Consider the following 13458-nt stretch of genomic DNA (forward strand, 5'->3'; position numbering starts at 1 on the left):
ATAGGTTAGCCAAGATCAGGATTGCATAAAAACCGTCAATTTTTCGTAAAGCCGGTACTATCTTTCGGTCAGTCGGAGCTATCAATCTCTACCGACGCAATCGTCTGTCTGGAAGTCTCGGGCTGATACTCTGAAGCCGTGCGGGCATCCTTTCAATCCGCCGTTCGCTGGTTGCTTCTCAGCAGTAGCCGCCGTGCGTTGCTGGTGCGCGGGGCTGCGCTGATCGTTGCTATCTCGCTGGTCGATTGGAAGATCGCTGCGGAAGTTCCTCTGGGATTTCTTTACCTTTTCCCCATTCTACTGGTAAGCCGCGTGCTGAAACGTCGCGAGATTCTGCTCGTGGCCCTGCTCTGCATGGGTCTGACGGAGCTGTTCGATGACATTCAGTGGACGCTCTTGTCGGGCCTTCCCCGCGATATGCTGTACTTCGCGGCGTTCGCTGGCATCGGGTCGTATGTTTATGAGGTACATCAGAACCGACTCACGGCTGCTGCCCATACAGACCGGCTCGAGGCAGAAGTGCTGGTGCGCCGCGGACTCGAGGAACAGCTCGAACACCTGATCGAGACGAGTCCGGTGGCCATTGTGAGCGCGGACGGTGGCGGCTGCATTCTTCTGGCGAACGAGGCAGCGCATCGCCTCTTCACCATGACGGAAGATTGCCGGGGCACTCCTATCGCCAAGCTGTTGCCGGCCTTTAACGTCATTCCTGGTCGACGGGACGCGGCCCAGGGATTTCGGACCCTTATGCAGTGCAAGGGCCACCGCGGGGACGGAAGCATCTTCATTGCGGACGTGTGGTTTTCGACCTATACGACAAGCCTTGGTCCAAGAATCTCAGCGATGATCGTCGACTCCTCGGAAGACTTTCGCGACCGCGAAGAAGAAGGGTTGCACCAGCTGCTGTCGGGCTCGCGTATCGTCGCGGCTGCTCTTTCGCATGAGGTCCGCAACGTCTGCGGCGCGATTGCGATGGTCCACCAGAACCTCGTACGCTGCGACGATATGCAGCACAACCGCGACTTTGAAGCTCTGGGCACACTGGTGCTGGCACTTGAAAAGATTGCGTCGATCGAGTTGGGTGAGGCGCCGGAGGTCGCGGTAAGTGTCCGGCTCGACTCGTTCATCGAAGAGTTGCGGATCGTCGTGGAGCCAACGCTCAAGGAGGCCGAGATCGAACTGTGCTGGGAGATTCCGGAGTCGTTGCCCACGGTCTGGGCCGATCGCCACAGCCTCATGCAGGTCTTTCTGAACCTCGTTCGGAATAGCGTGAGAGCGTTAGCATCGAACGCCGACCCGAAGCTTGTCCTTCGCGTGAGCGAGACGCCGCAGTCGGTCAGGGTCGCGATCATCGACAACGGAGAAGGCGTGTCGCATCCGGAACTTCTATTTCGACCATTCCAACCCCATTCGAAAGGGACCGGTCTCGGACTTTGCGTTTCGCGCGCGCTGATGCGTACACTTCACGGCGATCTGACTTATCAACCTTGCGAAGCGGGAGCGACATTTGTGGTGACTCTCGCACGCTCCGCCACGGCCTAGGAAATTATGCAGAACCACGATAAGATTCGGCTGCTTCTGCTCGACGATCACTCTCTGTTCCGCGAGAGCCTTGGCCGCCTGCTCCGTTCCGAACCGGATCTCGAGGTGATCGCCGACTTCCACTCTGCCGACGAGGCAGTTGCCGCGCTCGAGAAGATCAAGGTCGATGTCATCCTGCTGGACCATGATCTTGGCGAGAAGGATGGTCTTGCCGTCCTTGACGCCATAAAGACATCGCGATTTACGGGAAGGATTCTCTTCGTTACCGCTGGGATGAGCGATGATGAGACACGGAGCGCGGCCCGCCGCGGCGCATCGGGAGTCTTTCTGAAACATAGTTCGCCTGCCGATCTGCTGAACGCTATTCGCCGGGTTGCGGCGGGCGAGCGGTGGTTCGACCGGAAGGCGCTTCAGGCGCTCTCGTTCGGAGATCGTGAAGCCGATCTTCAGCACGGCAAAACTGATGGAGTTCCGCCGTTCAACCCCCGAGAGCAGAGCGTGCTTGATGAGATATACAGCGGCCTTACGAACAAGGAGATTGCGGCGAAGCTCAATATCTCCGAAGGATACGTAAAGGCGGTGCTGCAACAGCTCTTTGCGAAGACGGGCGTGCGCACTCGCAGCCAACTGGTCCGTATCGCGCTCGAGGCGCAGTTCGCACGGCGAACTGCTTCGTAGCGGCTACTCTTCGCGCAACACTTCGAGAGGCTTCTGCCCCAGGATGCGGTGGCTTGCCGCCCATCCCGTAATCACGGTCAGGCCAGCGGTGCCGGCGAGGGCAGCAAACGTCCATAGCCATTGAACGTGATAGACGATGTCGAGACGATGAAGCAGTACGCGAGCAATGAGATTCGCGAAGAACACGCCAACCAACCCAGCGACCAGTCCAAGGACCGCGAACTCGATGGAGAAGACCGTGGCGATACGACTACGCGTCGCGCCAAGGGTCTTCATCACGACGACCTCGCGGATGCGGCGATAGCGTGTTCCAGCGATGGAACTGGCAAGGATGACAATGCCGGCGAAGATGGAGAACGCGGAGAGGAACTGGATCACGTAGGTGATTTGGATGACCACGTTGCGAACGGTTTCGAGGGCGGCAGCGACGTTGATGACGGTGACAGTGGGATAGGCCTTGTAGAGTGCTCTTTGCAGTAGCTCTACCTTTGTTGGATCGACGTGGACGCCGCCGTACCAGACGACCGGCAGGCCGGCGAGCACAGGTTGCGGGAGAACAAACTCCGCGCGGGAGAAGGCGTGCTGGCCGTCGGACTCGGTCAAGGCAGCGACGGTGGCGACGATCTGCTGGTCCTGCGCGGCGAAGGTGATGGTCGAGCCGACCTTCACGCCGAGGCGGTCGGCCTGGCGCTTCGCGACGGCAACTTGGGGAGCGATCGACTCGGGTGCCCACCACTTCCCTGCCGCCAGCTTGGTGCCCGGAGGCGGCGTGGCCGACCAGGTCAGGTTGATCGATTGCAGCATGCGGCGCGGAAAGTTGGTCAGCTTCACCTCGCTGGCAGGAACTCCGTTGATCGCGATGATGCGCGAGGTGACGACGGGAAGGAGTTCGGGGGCGAGGGTCACTCCGGGCTGAGCGATGAGTAGCTTGCGCACGCCATCGATCTCGTCGGTGGTGATGTCGATCAGGAAGACGTTGGGCAGGTCGGGCGCGGAGGCGAGATGGAGCTCCGAGACGACTGCCTGCTGGACAAGATAGACGGTCATGATCTGCATGACGCCCATGCCAACGGCAGCCAATAAAGCGGCGCTCGGATTGCCGGGGCGATAGAGATTCGCGAGACCGTGACGCAGGGAGGAAGGCAAGTGCAGGCGCGTGCGGGAGAGAAAAAAGCGAAGGCTAGCCAGGACTGCTGCGGAGGCTGCCAGAAGGACGGCGAGGACGGCGACGAGGCCAAGCGAAAAGACTTTGCCCACGGTGGCGGAGTCGCTGAGCGTCGTGGCAATAGCGGCTAGACCGATGAGGATGAGGGCACCGGCTGCAATCTGAGCTTGGCTCTTGATCCGCTTCCAAGGTATTACGGCGATCAATGCTGTGAATACCAAAACTCCGATCTCTTCGAGTACCTCTGCGAGCCCCATTTTCCTGAGCACTGCCGTCACCAACGCTATGCAAACTATCGCGATAGTGGCTTTCAGAAGGTTCTTGCGAAGTGAACGAAAATATTCGGACAAGAAAGAGTTATCTTCCTCGTCGACGGCGCGGCGAAAGATCAGGATGGGGCGCACGCCGCGGATATCGAGCAGCGGAGGCAGCGTGAAGAGCAGCGTCGTGAGCACGCCCGCGCCAAGGCCAGTGAGAATGGTTCGAAGTTGGAGATGGACCTCGGTGGGCACGTTGATGAACTTCGCCAGCAGATAGGGGAAGGCGAGCTGCACGCCGGTGCCAAGGGCGACGCCGAGCAGACCTCCGGCGACACCGAGCAAAAGCGTCTGCAGGACGTAGATCTTGATGATCTGGCCGGAGCGTGCGCCGAGCGACTTCATGATGGCGATGGTGTCGAGGCGCTGCTGCAGGTGGGCGCGCATGGCCATCGCTACTCCAATGGCACCAAGGACAAGTGCGACGAGGCTCATCAACGAGAGCAGGCTGGTAGCGCGGTCGAGACCCTGGGTGAGCGCGGGATTGGTCTCGCGATAGTCGGTTACCTGCGCCTCTGGCAGGAGCTTTTCAAGCCGCAGCTTTAGATCGGCAACCGCCTTCTCTGAGATGGGCGCACCGTTGCGCGGGGCCGGGACTTTGAAGAGGTATCGCTGGCCGGAGTGACTGCCGGGTGCGAGCAAACCGCTATCGGCAAGGCCCTTGCGCGAGATGAGAACGCGTGGGCCAGCCGCGAAGTTGCCGGAGAGCCGGTCGGGTTCGTTGGTCACAACCGAGGCGATGCGGAAGATCTTACTGCCCACCGTAAGCTGATCGCCGACCTTCAGATGCAGGCGGATGAGCAGATCATCCGCAACGACCACTGAATCATCTCCGAGCTGCGATTGAAGCCTATCGGCAGGTTCGAGATCGACCTTGCCGTAGAAGGGATACTTGTTGGGATCGACGGCCTTGAGCGAGACGAGCAGCGGGTCAAGCGTCTTTGGCGAACTGGCCATGGAGAGCAGTTCGGTGACGGGCGTGATCTCAACACCCTCGGCGGCGATCTGATCGAGGCCCTTCTGTTGCTCAGGCGTGACCTGCTGGAACATGCGAGCTGCAAGGTCGCCCGCCATGATGCTTCGCGCGCGAGTTAACAGCGCTCCGCGAAAGGAGGAGCTGAACCCGCGCACGCCGGTAAGCGCGGCGACGCCGATGGCGACCGACAGGATGACGAAGAAGAACTTGCCGCGCGAGGAGCGCATCTCGCGGGCAGCGATCTTGATTGCTGAAGCGTAAGAGAGGCTTGCCATCAGCTTGCCACGGTTGCCGTTTCGGCAAGTCCGGCCGGATTGGGATTCACTTCGTCAGCGACGACGAGGCCGTCGCGCAAAATGATCCTGCGATTGGCGTAGGTGGCGAGAACAGGATCGTGCGTGACCAGCACGAGCGTGGTGCCTTCGGTGCGATTGAGGTGCAGCAGAAGTTCGAGGACATGCGCACCGTTGGTGCTGTCGAGATTTCCGGTTGGCTCGTCAGCGAGCACTATGGGAGGACGCAGCACAAAGGCGCGGGCGAGCGCAACGCGCTGTTGTTCGCCACCGGAGAGCTGCACGGGGTAGTGGTCGAGGCGGTCGCCGAGGCCGACGCTGGTGAGGAGATCGCGGGAGCGCGCCATGCCGGCGGCTGCGTCCTTCGAGTCGCTGTTCAACTCATGTGGGAGCAGAACGTTCTCAAGCGCGGTTAGCGTCGGAATGAGTTGGTAGGACTGGAAGACGAATCCGATGGTCTTGCCGCGAACCTGCGCGAGCTTGTCTTCGGCGAGGTAGCTGATGGCAACGCCGTTCAGATGTACATTGCCTGCGGATGGCGTGTCGAGGCCAGCGAGGAGTCCAAGCAGCGTGGACTTGCCGGAGCCAGATGCACCCATGATGGCAACGAACTCGCCCTTCGGCACCGAGAAGTCGATGCCCTTCAGGATGTCCACCGTGCGTGGGCCGTTGCGGATGGACTTGCGAAGTCCTTCGACGACGATCATGGAGGGTGCTTCCTGAATCAAGGAGGATGCTTCGCTCAACTTTGCTGCTCCAGTGGTTCGCAAACTCGATGTCGGTTCGTTTGTGATGGGATGAGACTTTGATAGATTCGACGTATGCGCCGATCCTTATGTCTCATTATTCTAGCGTGTACCGCGCTGGCCGCAGCTGGTTGCAAATCAGAGTCGGCAACGAAACCGGCGGATCAAGCTGAACCGAACGCGAGTGGATCGACGGAGCAAAAAGCGGCTTCGGTGCCCGCCGCGCAGGATCCGCGCCCGCTACTGGTCTGTTTCGGGGATAGCCTGACGGCTGGCTACGGAGCCGACCCCGGCCAGAGCTATCCGGACTATCTGCAGGCCGACCTCGACGCGCGGGGCTACAAGTACCGCGTAGTGAACGAAGGCGTAAGCGGGAATACGACGAAGGATGGCATCGATCGATTGGCCGGCATCGTTGCCATGAAGCCTGCGGTGGTGATCGTAGAGTTTGGCGGCAACGATGGCCTGCGCGGCCTGCCGATTGAAGATTCGCGCTCGCACCTGGATACGATCGTTGGAACGTTGAAGGCCAGCGAAGCGAAGGTATTGATCGCAGGAATCACGCTGCCCCCCAACTATGGCCCTGCGTATATCAAGCAGTTCGACGCGACGTATCCGTTGCTCGCAAAGAAGTACGACGTTCCACTGATGCCCTTCCTGCTGAAGGACGTCTACGGCGTGCCAGGAATGATGCAGGCAGACGACACGCACGCGACGGCGGCGGGCAACAAAATCGTGGCGGGCGAGCTAGTTCCCTTCCTTACGCCGCTGCTGAAGAAGTAGCTTGCTGCTATTTCCTGCTCCCTGGTGGAAAAGCCCTACTCCGCCGCGCAGGCCGTCATTCTGAACGGAGTGAAGAATCCTCGTATTTTCTGCATGGGCCACAGGAGCTGCTTCGCAGCAAAGGCGAAATGCGGAGATTCTTCGGCTTCGCCTCAGAATGACGGTTTTGGGAATCTGTCGTACAGCGCTTAGCTCAGCACCACAATCGGCTGGGTCAACGTCCCGGCGATGCGCTTCGCGATTCCAAGAAGCTCTGTGGGACTGGTGAAGACCTTAATCAGCGGAGCGCTTGAAAACTCCGGCAGATTCACCTGCATCCCGTTGCGCAGCCTTCCAGCGGCCTGATCGTCGACCGTGACAGAAGGCATCTCGGTCAGCATGGCCCGGGGATGCGGCAGCAGAGCGAGGACTGCGGCCTCGTCTCCAGCGACCGCTTTCAATTGATCGACAGTGATGGAATCCGCAAGCGAGAACGCTCCGGCGCGGTTGCGGCGAAGAGACGAGAGATGAGCTCCGCAGCCCGCAAGCTGGCCAAGTTCATGCGCGACGGAGCGAACGTATCCACCGGCAGAGATCGTCATCTCGAAAGTGGCTGAGTCGCCTTCGAGTCCTGTAAGCGCGAAGTTGTGGATGAAGATAGTCGCCGGTTTTACGGGGACTTCGGCACCGGCGCGCGCCAGCTTGTGCGCGGGCACGCCGTTGATCTTCTTCGCGGAGAAGATCGGAGGAACCTGCTGCATGGCTCCACTGAAGTGCCGCGCGAGATCACGAAGCTCTTCGAGAGACTTCGTCAGCGGCTGTGCTTCGGAGGCGGGCTCGCCATCTGCGTCGAAGCTGTCCGTCGCAAAGCCGAAGCGAATGGTGCCGGTATAGCTCTTCTCCGCATGCCCGAAGAACTGTGCCAGCCGAGTGTACTTGCCCAGGAGCAGCGGCAAAACTCCGGTGGCCATGGGGTCCAGCGTGCCCAGGTGTCCGATGGAGCGTTCGCCGGTGGCACGGCGAACGATTGCGACAACATCATGCGAGGTCAGCCCCGCGGGTTTATCCAGTACAAGAAGACCGTTCATCTTCTTCTAGGATACGTGGTTCCAGTCAGCTGTTGCGGCGGACGAGCGAGAGAAACTCGTTGCGCGTGCTCTGCTGCTCTTTGAAGACGCCGCGCATGGCGGAGGTCGTGGTCTCCGAGCGCTGCTTCTCCACGCCACGCATCATCATGCACAGATGCTGCGCCTCAAGGATGACGGCGACTCCCTGCGGATTGATCGCCTGTTCGATCGCCTCCGCGATCTCTCGCGTCAGCCGCTCCTGCACCTGTAGACGGCGGGCGAACATATCGACGAGTCGAGGAATTTTGCTGAGGCCGATGACCTTGCCATTAGGCACATAAGCGACGTGTGCCCTGCCGAAGAACGGCAGCAGGTGGTGCTCGCACATGGAGTAGAACTCGATGTCCTTGACGATGACCATCTCGTCGTACTCGACGTCGAAGAGCGCGTTGTGAAGAACTTCGTTCGCGTCCATGGTGTAGCCGCGGGTCAGGAACGCCATCGACTTTGCCATGCGCTTAGGTGTATCAAGCAAGCCGTCGCGAGTGGGGTCTTCGCCGATCCGCGAGAGCAGTTCGCGGTAGAGGTTCTCGGTGGAGAGAGATGCGAGCGTTACTTCTTCAAGGGAATCAGGTGTGGTTGCCAATGGAGTTGACCTCTGTAGACTTCTATCGCCCAGCTTCAGGCGGCGTGCTTCCCTCGCCCGCGTAGTCGAAGGAGTTGTTGCTTGTCTCTTCCACGTGAACGTTCTCGAGCCGCGCGAAGGGGAAGCTATCGAAGATTTTGTGACATTCGATTGCTAGATTCTCTGTTGTAGATACCTTCTCCGCAAAGCACTTGAGCGTGTTCAGATTCGTGTGGTCAAAGCGATCTAGCAGATTCGTGCGTGCGAACGCATCGAGGTCGCCGAGGTTGCAGACCATGCCCGTTGTCGCATCCACAGGGCCTTTGAAGGTCACCTGCACGACGTAGTTATGGCCGTGGCCGTAAGGGTTGTTGCACTTGCCGAAGACCTCGCGATTTCGCTGCTCGTCATAAGTGTTGCTGTGTAAGCGATGGGACGCGCTGAAGTGATACCGCCGCGAGAGGCTGGCAACGGGCGTCTTCTTCACGATGGCGGACGATTCAGCCGGCATCTTGCTCTCCGTAGCAATCGGCGAAGAGGTCAGGCATCTCGTAGACACGGACGCGATGCAGCTTCGCATTGGGAATCTTGCCGTCCAGCCGGTGCCAGATAGAGATTGCGATGTTCTCCGTCGTCGGGATAAGCGTCTTGAACTCTGGAACCTCGAGGTTGAGGTGACGATGGTCGTAGACACTGACTACCTCGCGCTCCAGGATGTCTTTCAACTCTTTCAGGTCGACGACAAATCCGCTGACAGGATCGACCTGGCCCCCGACCGTAACCTCCAGCGTGTAATTGTGCCCGTGGCCGTTACGATTGGCGCACTTGCCGAAGACGCGCTCGTTCTCTTCCTGCGACCAGGCATCGTTCCAGTAAAAATGTGCCGAGGAGAACTCGGCCTTGCGGGTAAGAAAGATCATAGTTTTCCGTTTCGCTGCAACTTAGACGAATCTGCGGTGGAGCGCGATTCAACCCTGGCGGGCCGTAGGAATGCTGCGGCCCTTCCACTGCACGTTCTTTTTGATGCGGTGATGAATGTCGCTGCGAACCAACAAGTACACGAACAAAGGAATTCCGGCGATGGCCAGAGCGCAGTCGAGCGCGGGAAAGTTGGAGCGTGCGACGCGAGCGTAGAAGCGCCAAAGCGTACGCAGCCAGATCAGGAGAAGAAGTCCACGCTGCAGGCTGGTCATGAAGGGCCAACTGAGCGCGATAGCGGGAATGCCGAAGAAGAGCAGCACGTCGAGGATGCGCCAGAGCGCAAGGTAGATTGGGCTGGGAAAGAGGAGCGCGAGGTTCTTCGTCCAGCCTTCGATCATCTCCGGCAGCGTCCGATACATGCGCGCCGACAGCGCATCCGGAGCATAGCGGAAGCGGATCTTTCGGTTGCTGCGCTTGATCCTTCGTGCGATGGCCACGTCCTCAAGCACTTCGGGGCCGACACCGCGGTGGCCTCCGATCGCAAAGTAGGATTCGCTTTCGACCATAAGAAACTGCCCGTTGGCCGCGGCGATTCGTTTCGAGGGATCGTTGACCTGTTTGGGCGGATAGACGCTGGCGAGCTCCGAGAAGACCAGCGGCATGACCGCGCGCTGCCAGAAACCTGTGACGATCTGGTGCGGCGAGTAGGAGAGCAGATCAACCTGATTCCTGCGGGCCTCGTGCAGTGCACGCGAAAGATCGCCGGACTCGTGGATCGTATCGGCGTCGGTGAAGAGCAGCCACTTCCCTTTTGCCTGTTGCGCCGCCGCCCAGCAGGCGTTATTTTTGCCCGTAAATCCACCGCGGTCAGAGAGATCGAGCGGCGGTGCGGCGATCACATGGACACCGGGATTCCCTGCCGCCGCTGCGGCAACTATCTCGGCTGTGCGATCGGTCGATTCATCGTCGACAAGCAATATCTCCCAATGCTCGCCCAGGAGAAATCCGCGTTCGCTCTGCGCCAGCAAAGAGGCCAGGCACTCCGGCAGAGAGATCTGCTCGTTTCGGGCCGGAATGACCACGCTCAATTCAAACGGAGGAGCCTCGTCTTCGACAACATCTGTACTATTCGCCACTCGTTCGCCGGTTTCACTCACAGCTTCGTATTATAGGAAGAGGGAGCAAAACGTGCCGCGAAGCAGAATTTCAGCAACCATGATGGGGTTTGTCGTCTCCGCCGTTCTGTTTACCGGCTGCGAACGTGGCGACCATCCGGGCAACATCGGGAAACCAGCGCCGCAGTTCTCCGTCTCGGATGGCGTGCAATCCGCCGACCTGAGCAAACTGCGCGGCAAAGTCGTCGTGCTGAATCTGTGGGCCACGTGGTGCGCCCCTTGCGTGGAGGAGCTTCCCAGCTTGCTCGCCATGCAGAAGGAGCTTCCTGACGTTGCAGTCGTCGCCATCAGCATCGACCAGGACGACGCAACGTATCGCAACTTCCTGGTGCGCCACCATGTCGATCTAGTCACCATTCGCGACGAAAGCGCGCGCATCAACACACTCTACGGCACCGCTCAAATCCCAGAAACCTACGTAATCGACCGCGACGGCATTCTGCGGCGGAAGTTCGTCTCCGCCCAGAACTGGACCAGCCCGGAGATCATGGATTACCTGAAAAGACTTTAGCAATCGAAGTCGAACCCGCTGATAACATAAGCCTATGACGCAACTGGACGTTCTTTACCGCTACGGAGTTCCGCCCACCGAGCCGGCAGTCGCCGCCATCGCACGCCTGCGTGAGGTCTACGGCGTTCGCAAGCTCGAGTTCAACGAAGCTGAAAAGACGGTTCGCATCGAATACGACGCCACCCGGCTGACCGAGCCGGTCGTCCACCAGCTCCTTCGCCGCGCCGGACTGGACGTAGTCGAGACCATGCCGATGTTCGAGCCGCCTGCTCCTCCGCCACCCGCCAAAGTTCCTGCAAGCTAACTGTCGGATTTCCCACACGGGATGGTTGCCCTGAAAGGCCATCTCCGGTATGCTTAGAGAGTTGCAACCCTGCAATGTGCGCCCGTAGCTCAGTTGGATAGAGCAACTGGCTACGAACCAGTAGGTCGGAGGTTCGACTCCTTCCGGGCGCACCATCCAAGCCATCTCCCAGGCAAGCGGACCCAAAGTAAAACAGACCGGCAAGCCAGGAACGGGCGCATAACTCAGCGGTAGAGTGCCACCTTCACACGGTGGAAGTCGTAGGTTCGAATCCTGCTGTGCCCACCAACTACAAGTCGTTGAAAATGAAAGACTTGCAATCCAGGAGCGCTCGCAAAATATGTCGAAGACAAGGGCACTAAAAAGGCACTGAAGTTATAGTAGCGTCGACCGTGCTCATAGTCGATAAAAAAAGCCCACCGTTCTCCGGTGGGCTTTGTGGTTTAAGCGAGAGAGAGCTAACTTGCCTTTGGCACAACAAACAGACTGCCTACATGGGCCTGGGCCTGCCGCTTCGCATCTGCGCCCGCCTGCTGATACAGGTCCATCGTGATCGACGAATTCGCATGGCGCAGCAGTTCCTGAACTACCTTGACGTTCTCTCCCTTGTCCGCAAGTATGGAGGCCAGGCTCCGGCGGAAGGTGTGCCAGCCAATACACTTCATGACGCCCGCTTTCTTTGCGGCTGGCTTGATGTAGTTCTGCATAACGACATCGAGCCATACCGGGGACTTCCCTTCCTTCGCGGGCGAGGCGAACACCCAATCTTCATCGGTTGGGTAAGGAGTCAGCCGTCTCCATTCCAGAAGCGCGTCGGCTAAATCCTGGGTCACCGGCACCCCCTTCCTGCTTCCCTCGGTCTTTAGTCTCGTCTCCAACTGACGGACTATCCCGCGTTTGAGGGAGAGCCAGAGACGGTCGAAATCTACGTCGGACCAACGAAGCCCTCGAATCTCGGATCTGCGGATGCCGGTGACCGCCGCCACGAGGATCAGCGTGCGATGCATCGGTTCGGTCAGGCCAGCGAGGATAGCCTGCATCTCCGCAAGGGTCAGGATGTCAGGGATATGAACTCGCGCCGAACCTTGTCGCACACCTGCACCCTTGACGAGGCCTTTGATCGGATCTGTGTGGGCCAATTTGTGTCTAAGACCATGCGAGTATACGCAGGACATCTGATTCCTCAGTTTTGCCTTAGTCGCCGGGGCGAGATTACGCTTGTCACCCTCTCGCGTAGACTTCAAGGATCGGAGCCACTTCTCTACATCGATGGTCTCAATCTCATCCACGTATTTATCGCCCCACTTTGGCAGGATGTGGAGCTTGAAGTTGTCGAGGTAGCACTGGATGGTCGTGGGCGATCGTTTCGTCTCTCCGTCCTCGGGCTCTCCGTCCTTGAGGATGCTCAACTCTTCAGCCTGAAAATGCCCGATCAATTCCCTCATCGTTACTTTGCCCAGATGTTCCTGCTGAGCGTTGATCTCCGCACGCAGGTTCTCCACAGCGCGTTTGACGTCGTCCTTCGTCTTCAACCGCCTGACGTCGCCGATCGTCTTCTTCCGCTGGACGCGGGTTCCGTCCGCCTGAAGCTCGCGCCATCTATAGACCCACACATCTGGGCCTTTGGCGCGTTTGACGCGCTCAATCGTTCCTTCTTGGTATCTGTTGCTTCGAGTGTTGGTCATTGAAAGCTCCAATCACTCGCCGAGCTGGCATGACGACTTTACCCTAGACTCGGCCCAGGCGACAAGATCAGCGCGACGGAACCTCCAGTGCTTCCCCAGGCGGAGGGCTGGAAGCTGACCGAGGCGGGCCATCTTGACCACAGTTTTCGGGTGGACACCGAGGTAGATCCCTGCGTCGGCTGGAGTCCAGAGCGGTTCAAAGGTTGATTGCGAGGTAGTGCGCAGCGTGTCCATGAGGGCTAATACCCATGGGGGAGGGGTTTAACCGATTATGTCCGCAAAAAAATCCGACCGCCGTGGTGGGCGGTCGGGTCGGGGCCTCGAAGAGGCGGGGTCGGATCTTCACCTATGACATAGGGTGCGTCTTGTCGGACACTCGTTCGCAGTGTGTGGAGACTACTCATGCATGTAAGCTGCTGCGTCTCACCCGGTCCAATCGTATTAGCAGGCCGGAAGCTGTGAATTCAGAACGGGTAAACTTTCGAATCAGAGTGAGTTCCGGGACTCAGGTTCGATCATTCTTCCGGAAGCCAAAGTGGATCGGCGGCACTCTGTACCAATCGAGCATCCGGATGCGAACCATGGTTGGCTGTATCGGGCAGGAAGCCGCCCACTAGCGAAACCCGTTGAATCTCCTCAGTGAGTAGATTCAGCAGTATTCCGTGAGCTCCGGGATAGATATGCGAGTCTT

At 59.1% G+C, this 13458-nt stretch carries 14 protein-coding genes and 2 tRNA genes; 7 read left to right on the forward strand and 9 right to left on the reverse strand.

Annotation, left to right across the window (positions count from 1 at the left end):
• The first annotated feature begins 138 nt into the window (after positions 1–138).
• Together OHL18_RS13135 and OHL18_RS13140 are read left to right on the forward strand one after the other, a co-directional pair.
• Positions 139–1542: an ATP-binding protein gene (locus OHL18_RS13135; protein WP_263375300.1), complete on the forward strand. Its 1404-nt coding sequence runs from the start codon at positions 139–141 to the stop codon at positions 1540–1542.
• 6 nt (positions 1543–1548) lie between these two features.
• Positions 1549–2220 (forward strand): response regulator, encoded by a 672-nt coding sequence (locus tag OHL18_RS13140; protein WP_263375301.1) that lies wholly within the window; start codon positions 1549–1551, stop codon positions 2218–2220.
• Positions 2221–2223: 3 nt separating this feature from the next.
• Here the strand turns inward: OHL18_RS13140 and OHL18_RS13145 are convergent, their stop codons facing one another.
• Positions 2224–4953 (reverse strand): ABC transporter permease, encoded by a 2730-nt coding sequence (locus OHL18_RS13145; protein ID WP_263375302.1) that lies wholly within the window; start codon positions 4951–4953, stop codon positions 2224–2226.
• Entirely contained in the window at positions 4953–5678 is a 726-nt protein-coding gene (locus OHL18_RS13150) for an ABC transporter ATP-binding protein (RefSeq protein ID WP_263375759.1), read from the reverse strand. The genes OHL18_RS13145 and OHL18_RS13150 overlap by 1 nt, the downstream gene beginning before the upstream one ends.
• Positions 5679–5930: 252 nt before the next feature.
• On the opposite strand from OHL18_RS13150, the gene OHL18_RS13155 reads away from it, so the two are divergent.
• Entirely contained in the window at positions 5931–6500 is a 570-nt protein-coding gene (locus tag OHL18_RS13155; RefSeq protein ID WP_263375303.1) for an arylesterase, read from the forward strand.
• Between the two features lie 188 nt (positions 6501–6688).
• Here OHL18_RS13155 and truB read toward each other — a convergent pair whose 3' ends face one another.
• From truB to OHL18_RS13180, 5 genes are read right to left on the reverse strand one after another with little or no spacing between them, the layout of a single operon-like run.
• The gene (truB, locus tag OHL18_RS13160) at positions 6689–7567 is read right to left on the reverse strand and encodes a tRNA pseudouridine(55) synthase TruB (protein WP_263375304.1); all 879 of its coding nucleotides are present in this window, start codon (positions 7565–7567) and stop codon (positions 6689–6691) included.
• A gap of 25 nt (positions 7568–7592) precedes the next feature.
• Entirely contained in the window at positions 7593–8192 is a 600-nt protein-coding gene (gene folE, locus OHL18_RS13165; RefSeq protein ID WP_263375305.1) for a GTP cyclohydrolase I FolE, read from the reverse strand.
• 22 nt (positions 8193–8214) lie between these two features.
• Complete coding sequence (locus OHL18_RS13170; protein ID WP_263375306.1) at positions 8215–8682, reverse strand: 6-carboxytetrahydropterin synthase; 468 nt, start codon at positions 8680–8682, stop codon at positions 8215–8217.
• Complete coding sequence (locus OHL18_RS13175; RefSeq protein WP_263375307.1) at positions 8672–9091, reverse strand: 6-pyruvoyl trahydropterin synthase family protein; 420 nt, start codon at positions 9089–9091, stop codon at positions 8672–8674. The genes OHL18_RS13170 and OHL18_RS13175 overlap by 11 nt, the downstream gene beginning before the upstream one ends.
• Positions 9092–9139: 48 nt before the next feature.
• The gene (locus tag OHL18_RS13180) at positions 9140–10228 is read right to left on the reverse strand and encodes a glycosyltransferase (RefSeq protein ID WP_263375308.1); all 1089 of its coding nucleotides are present in this window, start codon (positions 10226–10228) and stop codon (positions 9140–9142) included.
• 52 nt (positions 10229–10280) lie between these two features.
• On the opposite strand from OHL18_RS13180, the gene OHL18_RS13185 reads away from it, so the two are divergent.
• The 4 genes from OHL18_RS13185 to OHL18_RS13200 all read left to right on the forward strand — a co-directional run bounded on the left by OHL18_RS13185 (position 10281) and on the right by OHL18_RS13200 (position 11370).
• Complete coding sequence (locus OHL18_RS13185) at positions 10281–10778, forward strand: TlpA family protein disulfide reductase (protein ID WP_263375309.1); 498 nt, start codon at positions 10281–10283, stop codon at positions 10776–10778.
• 34 nt (positions 10779–10812) lie between these two features.
• The gene (locus tag OHL18_RS13190; protein WP_263375310.1) at positions 10813–11082 is read left to right on the forward strand and encodes a hypothetical protein; all 270 of its coding nucleotides are present in this window, start codon (positions 10813–10815) and stop codon (positions 11080–11082) included.
• 78 nt (positions 11083–11160) lie between these two features.
• Positions 11161–11237, forward strand: a tRNA-Arg gene (locus OHL18_RS13195).
• 58 nt (positions 11238–11295) lie between these two features.
• A tRNA-Val gene (locus OHL18_RS13200) sits at positions 11296–11370 on the forward strand.
• Between the two features lie 170 nt (positions 11371–11540).
• Here OHL18_RS13200 and OHL18_RS13205 read toward each other — a convergent pair.
• Both OHL18_RS13205 and OHL18_RS23315 read right to left on the reverse strand, forming a co-directional pair.
• The gene (locus OHL18_RS13205; RefSeq protein ID WP_263375311.1) at positions 11541–12767 is read right to left on the reverse strand and encodes a tyrosine-type recombinase/integrase; all 1227 of its coding nucleotides are present in this window, start codon (positions 12765–12767) and stop codon (positions 11541–11543) included.
• 12 nt (positions 12768–12779) lie between these two features.
• On the reverse strand, positions 12780–13001 hold the full coding sequence (locus OHL18_RS23315) for a helix-turn-helix domain-containing protein (RefSeq protein WP_396274489.1): 222 nt from the start codon (positions 12999–13001) through the stop codon (positions 12780–12782).
• Positions 13002–13458: the final 457 nt, after the last annotated feature.

Origin of the sequence: Granulicella aggregans, assembly GCF_025685565.1 — a bacterium.
Taxonomy (GTDB): domain Bacteria; phylum Acidobacteriota; class Terriglobia; order Terriglobales; family Acidobacteriaceae; genus Edaphobacter; species Edaphobacter aggregans_B.

Bases quoted from the DNA above. Each gene is read 5' to 3' on its own strand.
- OHL18_RS23315 (WP_396274489.1), bottom strand. From the start codon at position 13,001: ATGGACACGCTGCGCACTACCTCGCAATCAACCTTTGAACCGCTCTGG.
- OHL18_RS13145 (WP_263375302.1), bottom strand. From the start codon at position 4,953: ATGGCAAGCCTCTCTTACGCTTCAGCAATCAAGATCGCTGCCCGCGAG.
- OHL18_RS13205 (WP_263375311.1), bottom strand. From the start codon at position 12,767: ATGACCAACACTCGAAGCAACAGATACCAAGAAGGAACGATTGAGCGC.
- OHL18_RS13190 (WP_263375310.1), top strand. From the start codon at position 10,813: ATGACGCAACTGGACGTTCTTTACCGCTACGGAGTTCCGCCCACCGAG.
- OHL18_RS13175 (WP_263375307.1), bottom strand. From the start codon at position 9,091: ATGATCTTTCTTACCCGCAAGGCCGAGTTCTCCTCGGCACATTTTTAC.
- OHL18_RS13140 (WP_263375301.1), top strand. From the start codon at position 1,549: ATGCAGAACCACGATAAGATTCGGCTGCTTCTGCTCGACGATCACTCT.
- OHL18_RS13150 (WP_263375759.1), bottom strand. From the start codon at position 5,678: ATGATCGTCGTCGAAGGACTTCGCAAGTCCATCCGCAACGGCCCACGC.
- truB (WP_263375304.1), bottom strand. From the start codon at position 7,567: ATGAACGGTCTTCTTGTACTGGATAAACCCGCGGGGCTGACCTCGCAT.
- OHL18_RS13170 (WP_263375306.1), bottom strand. From the start codon at position 8,682: ATGCCGGCTGAATCGTCCGCCATCGTGAAGAAGACGCCCGTTGCCAGC.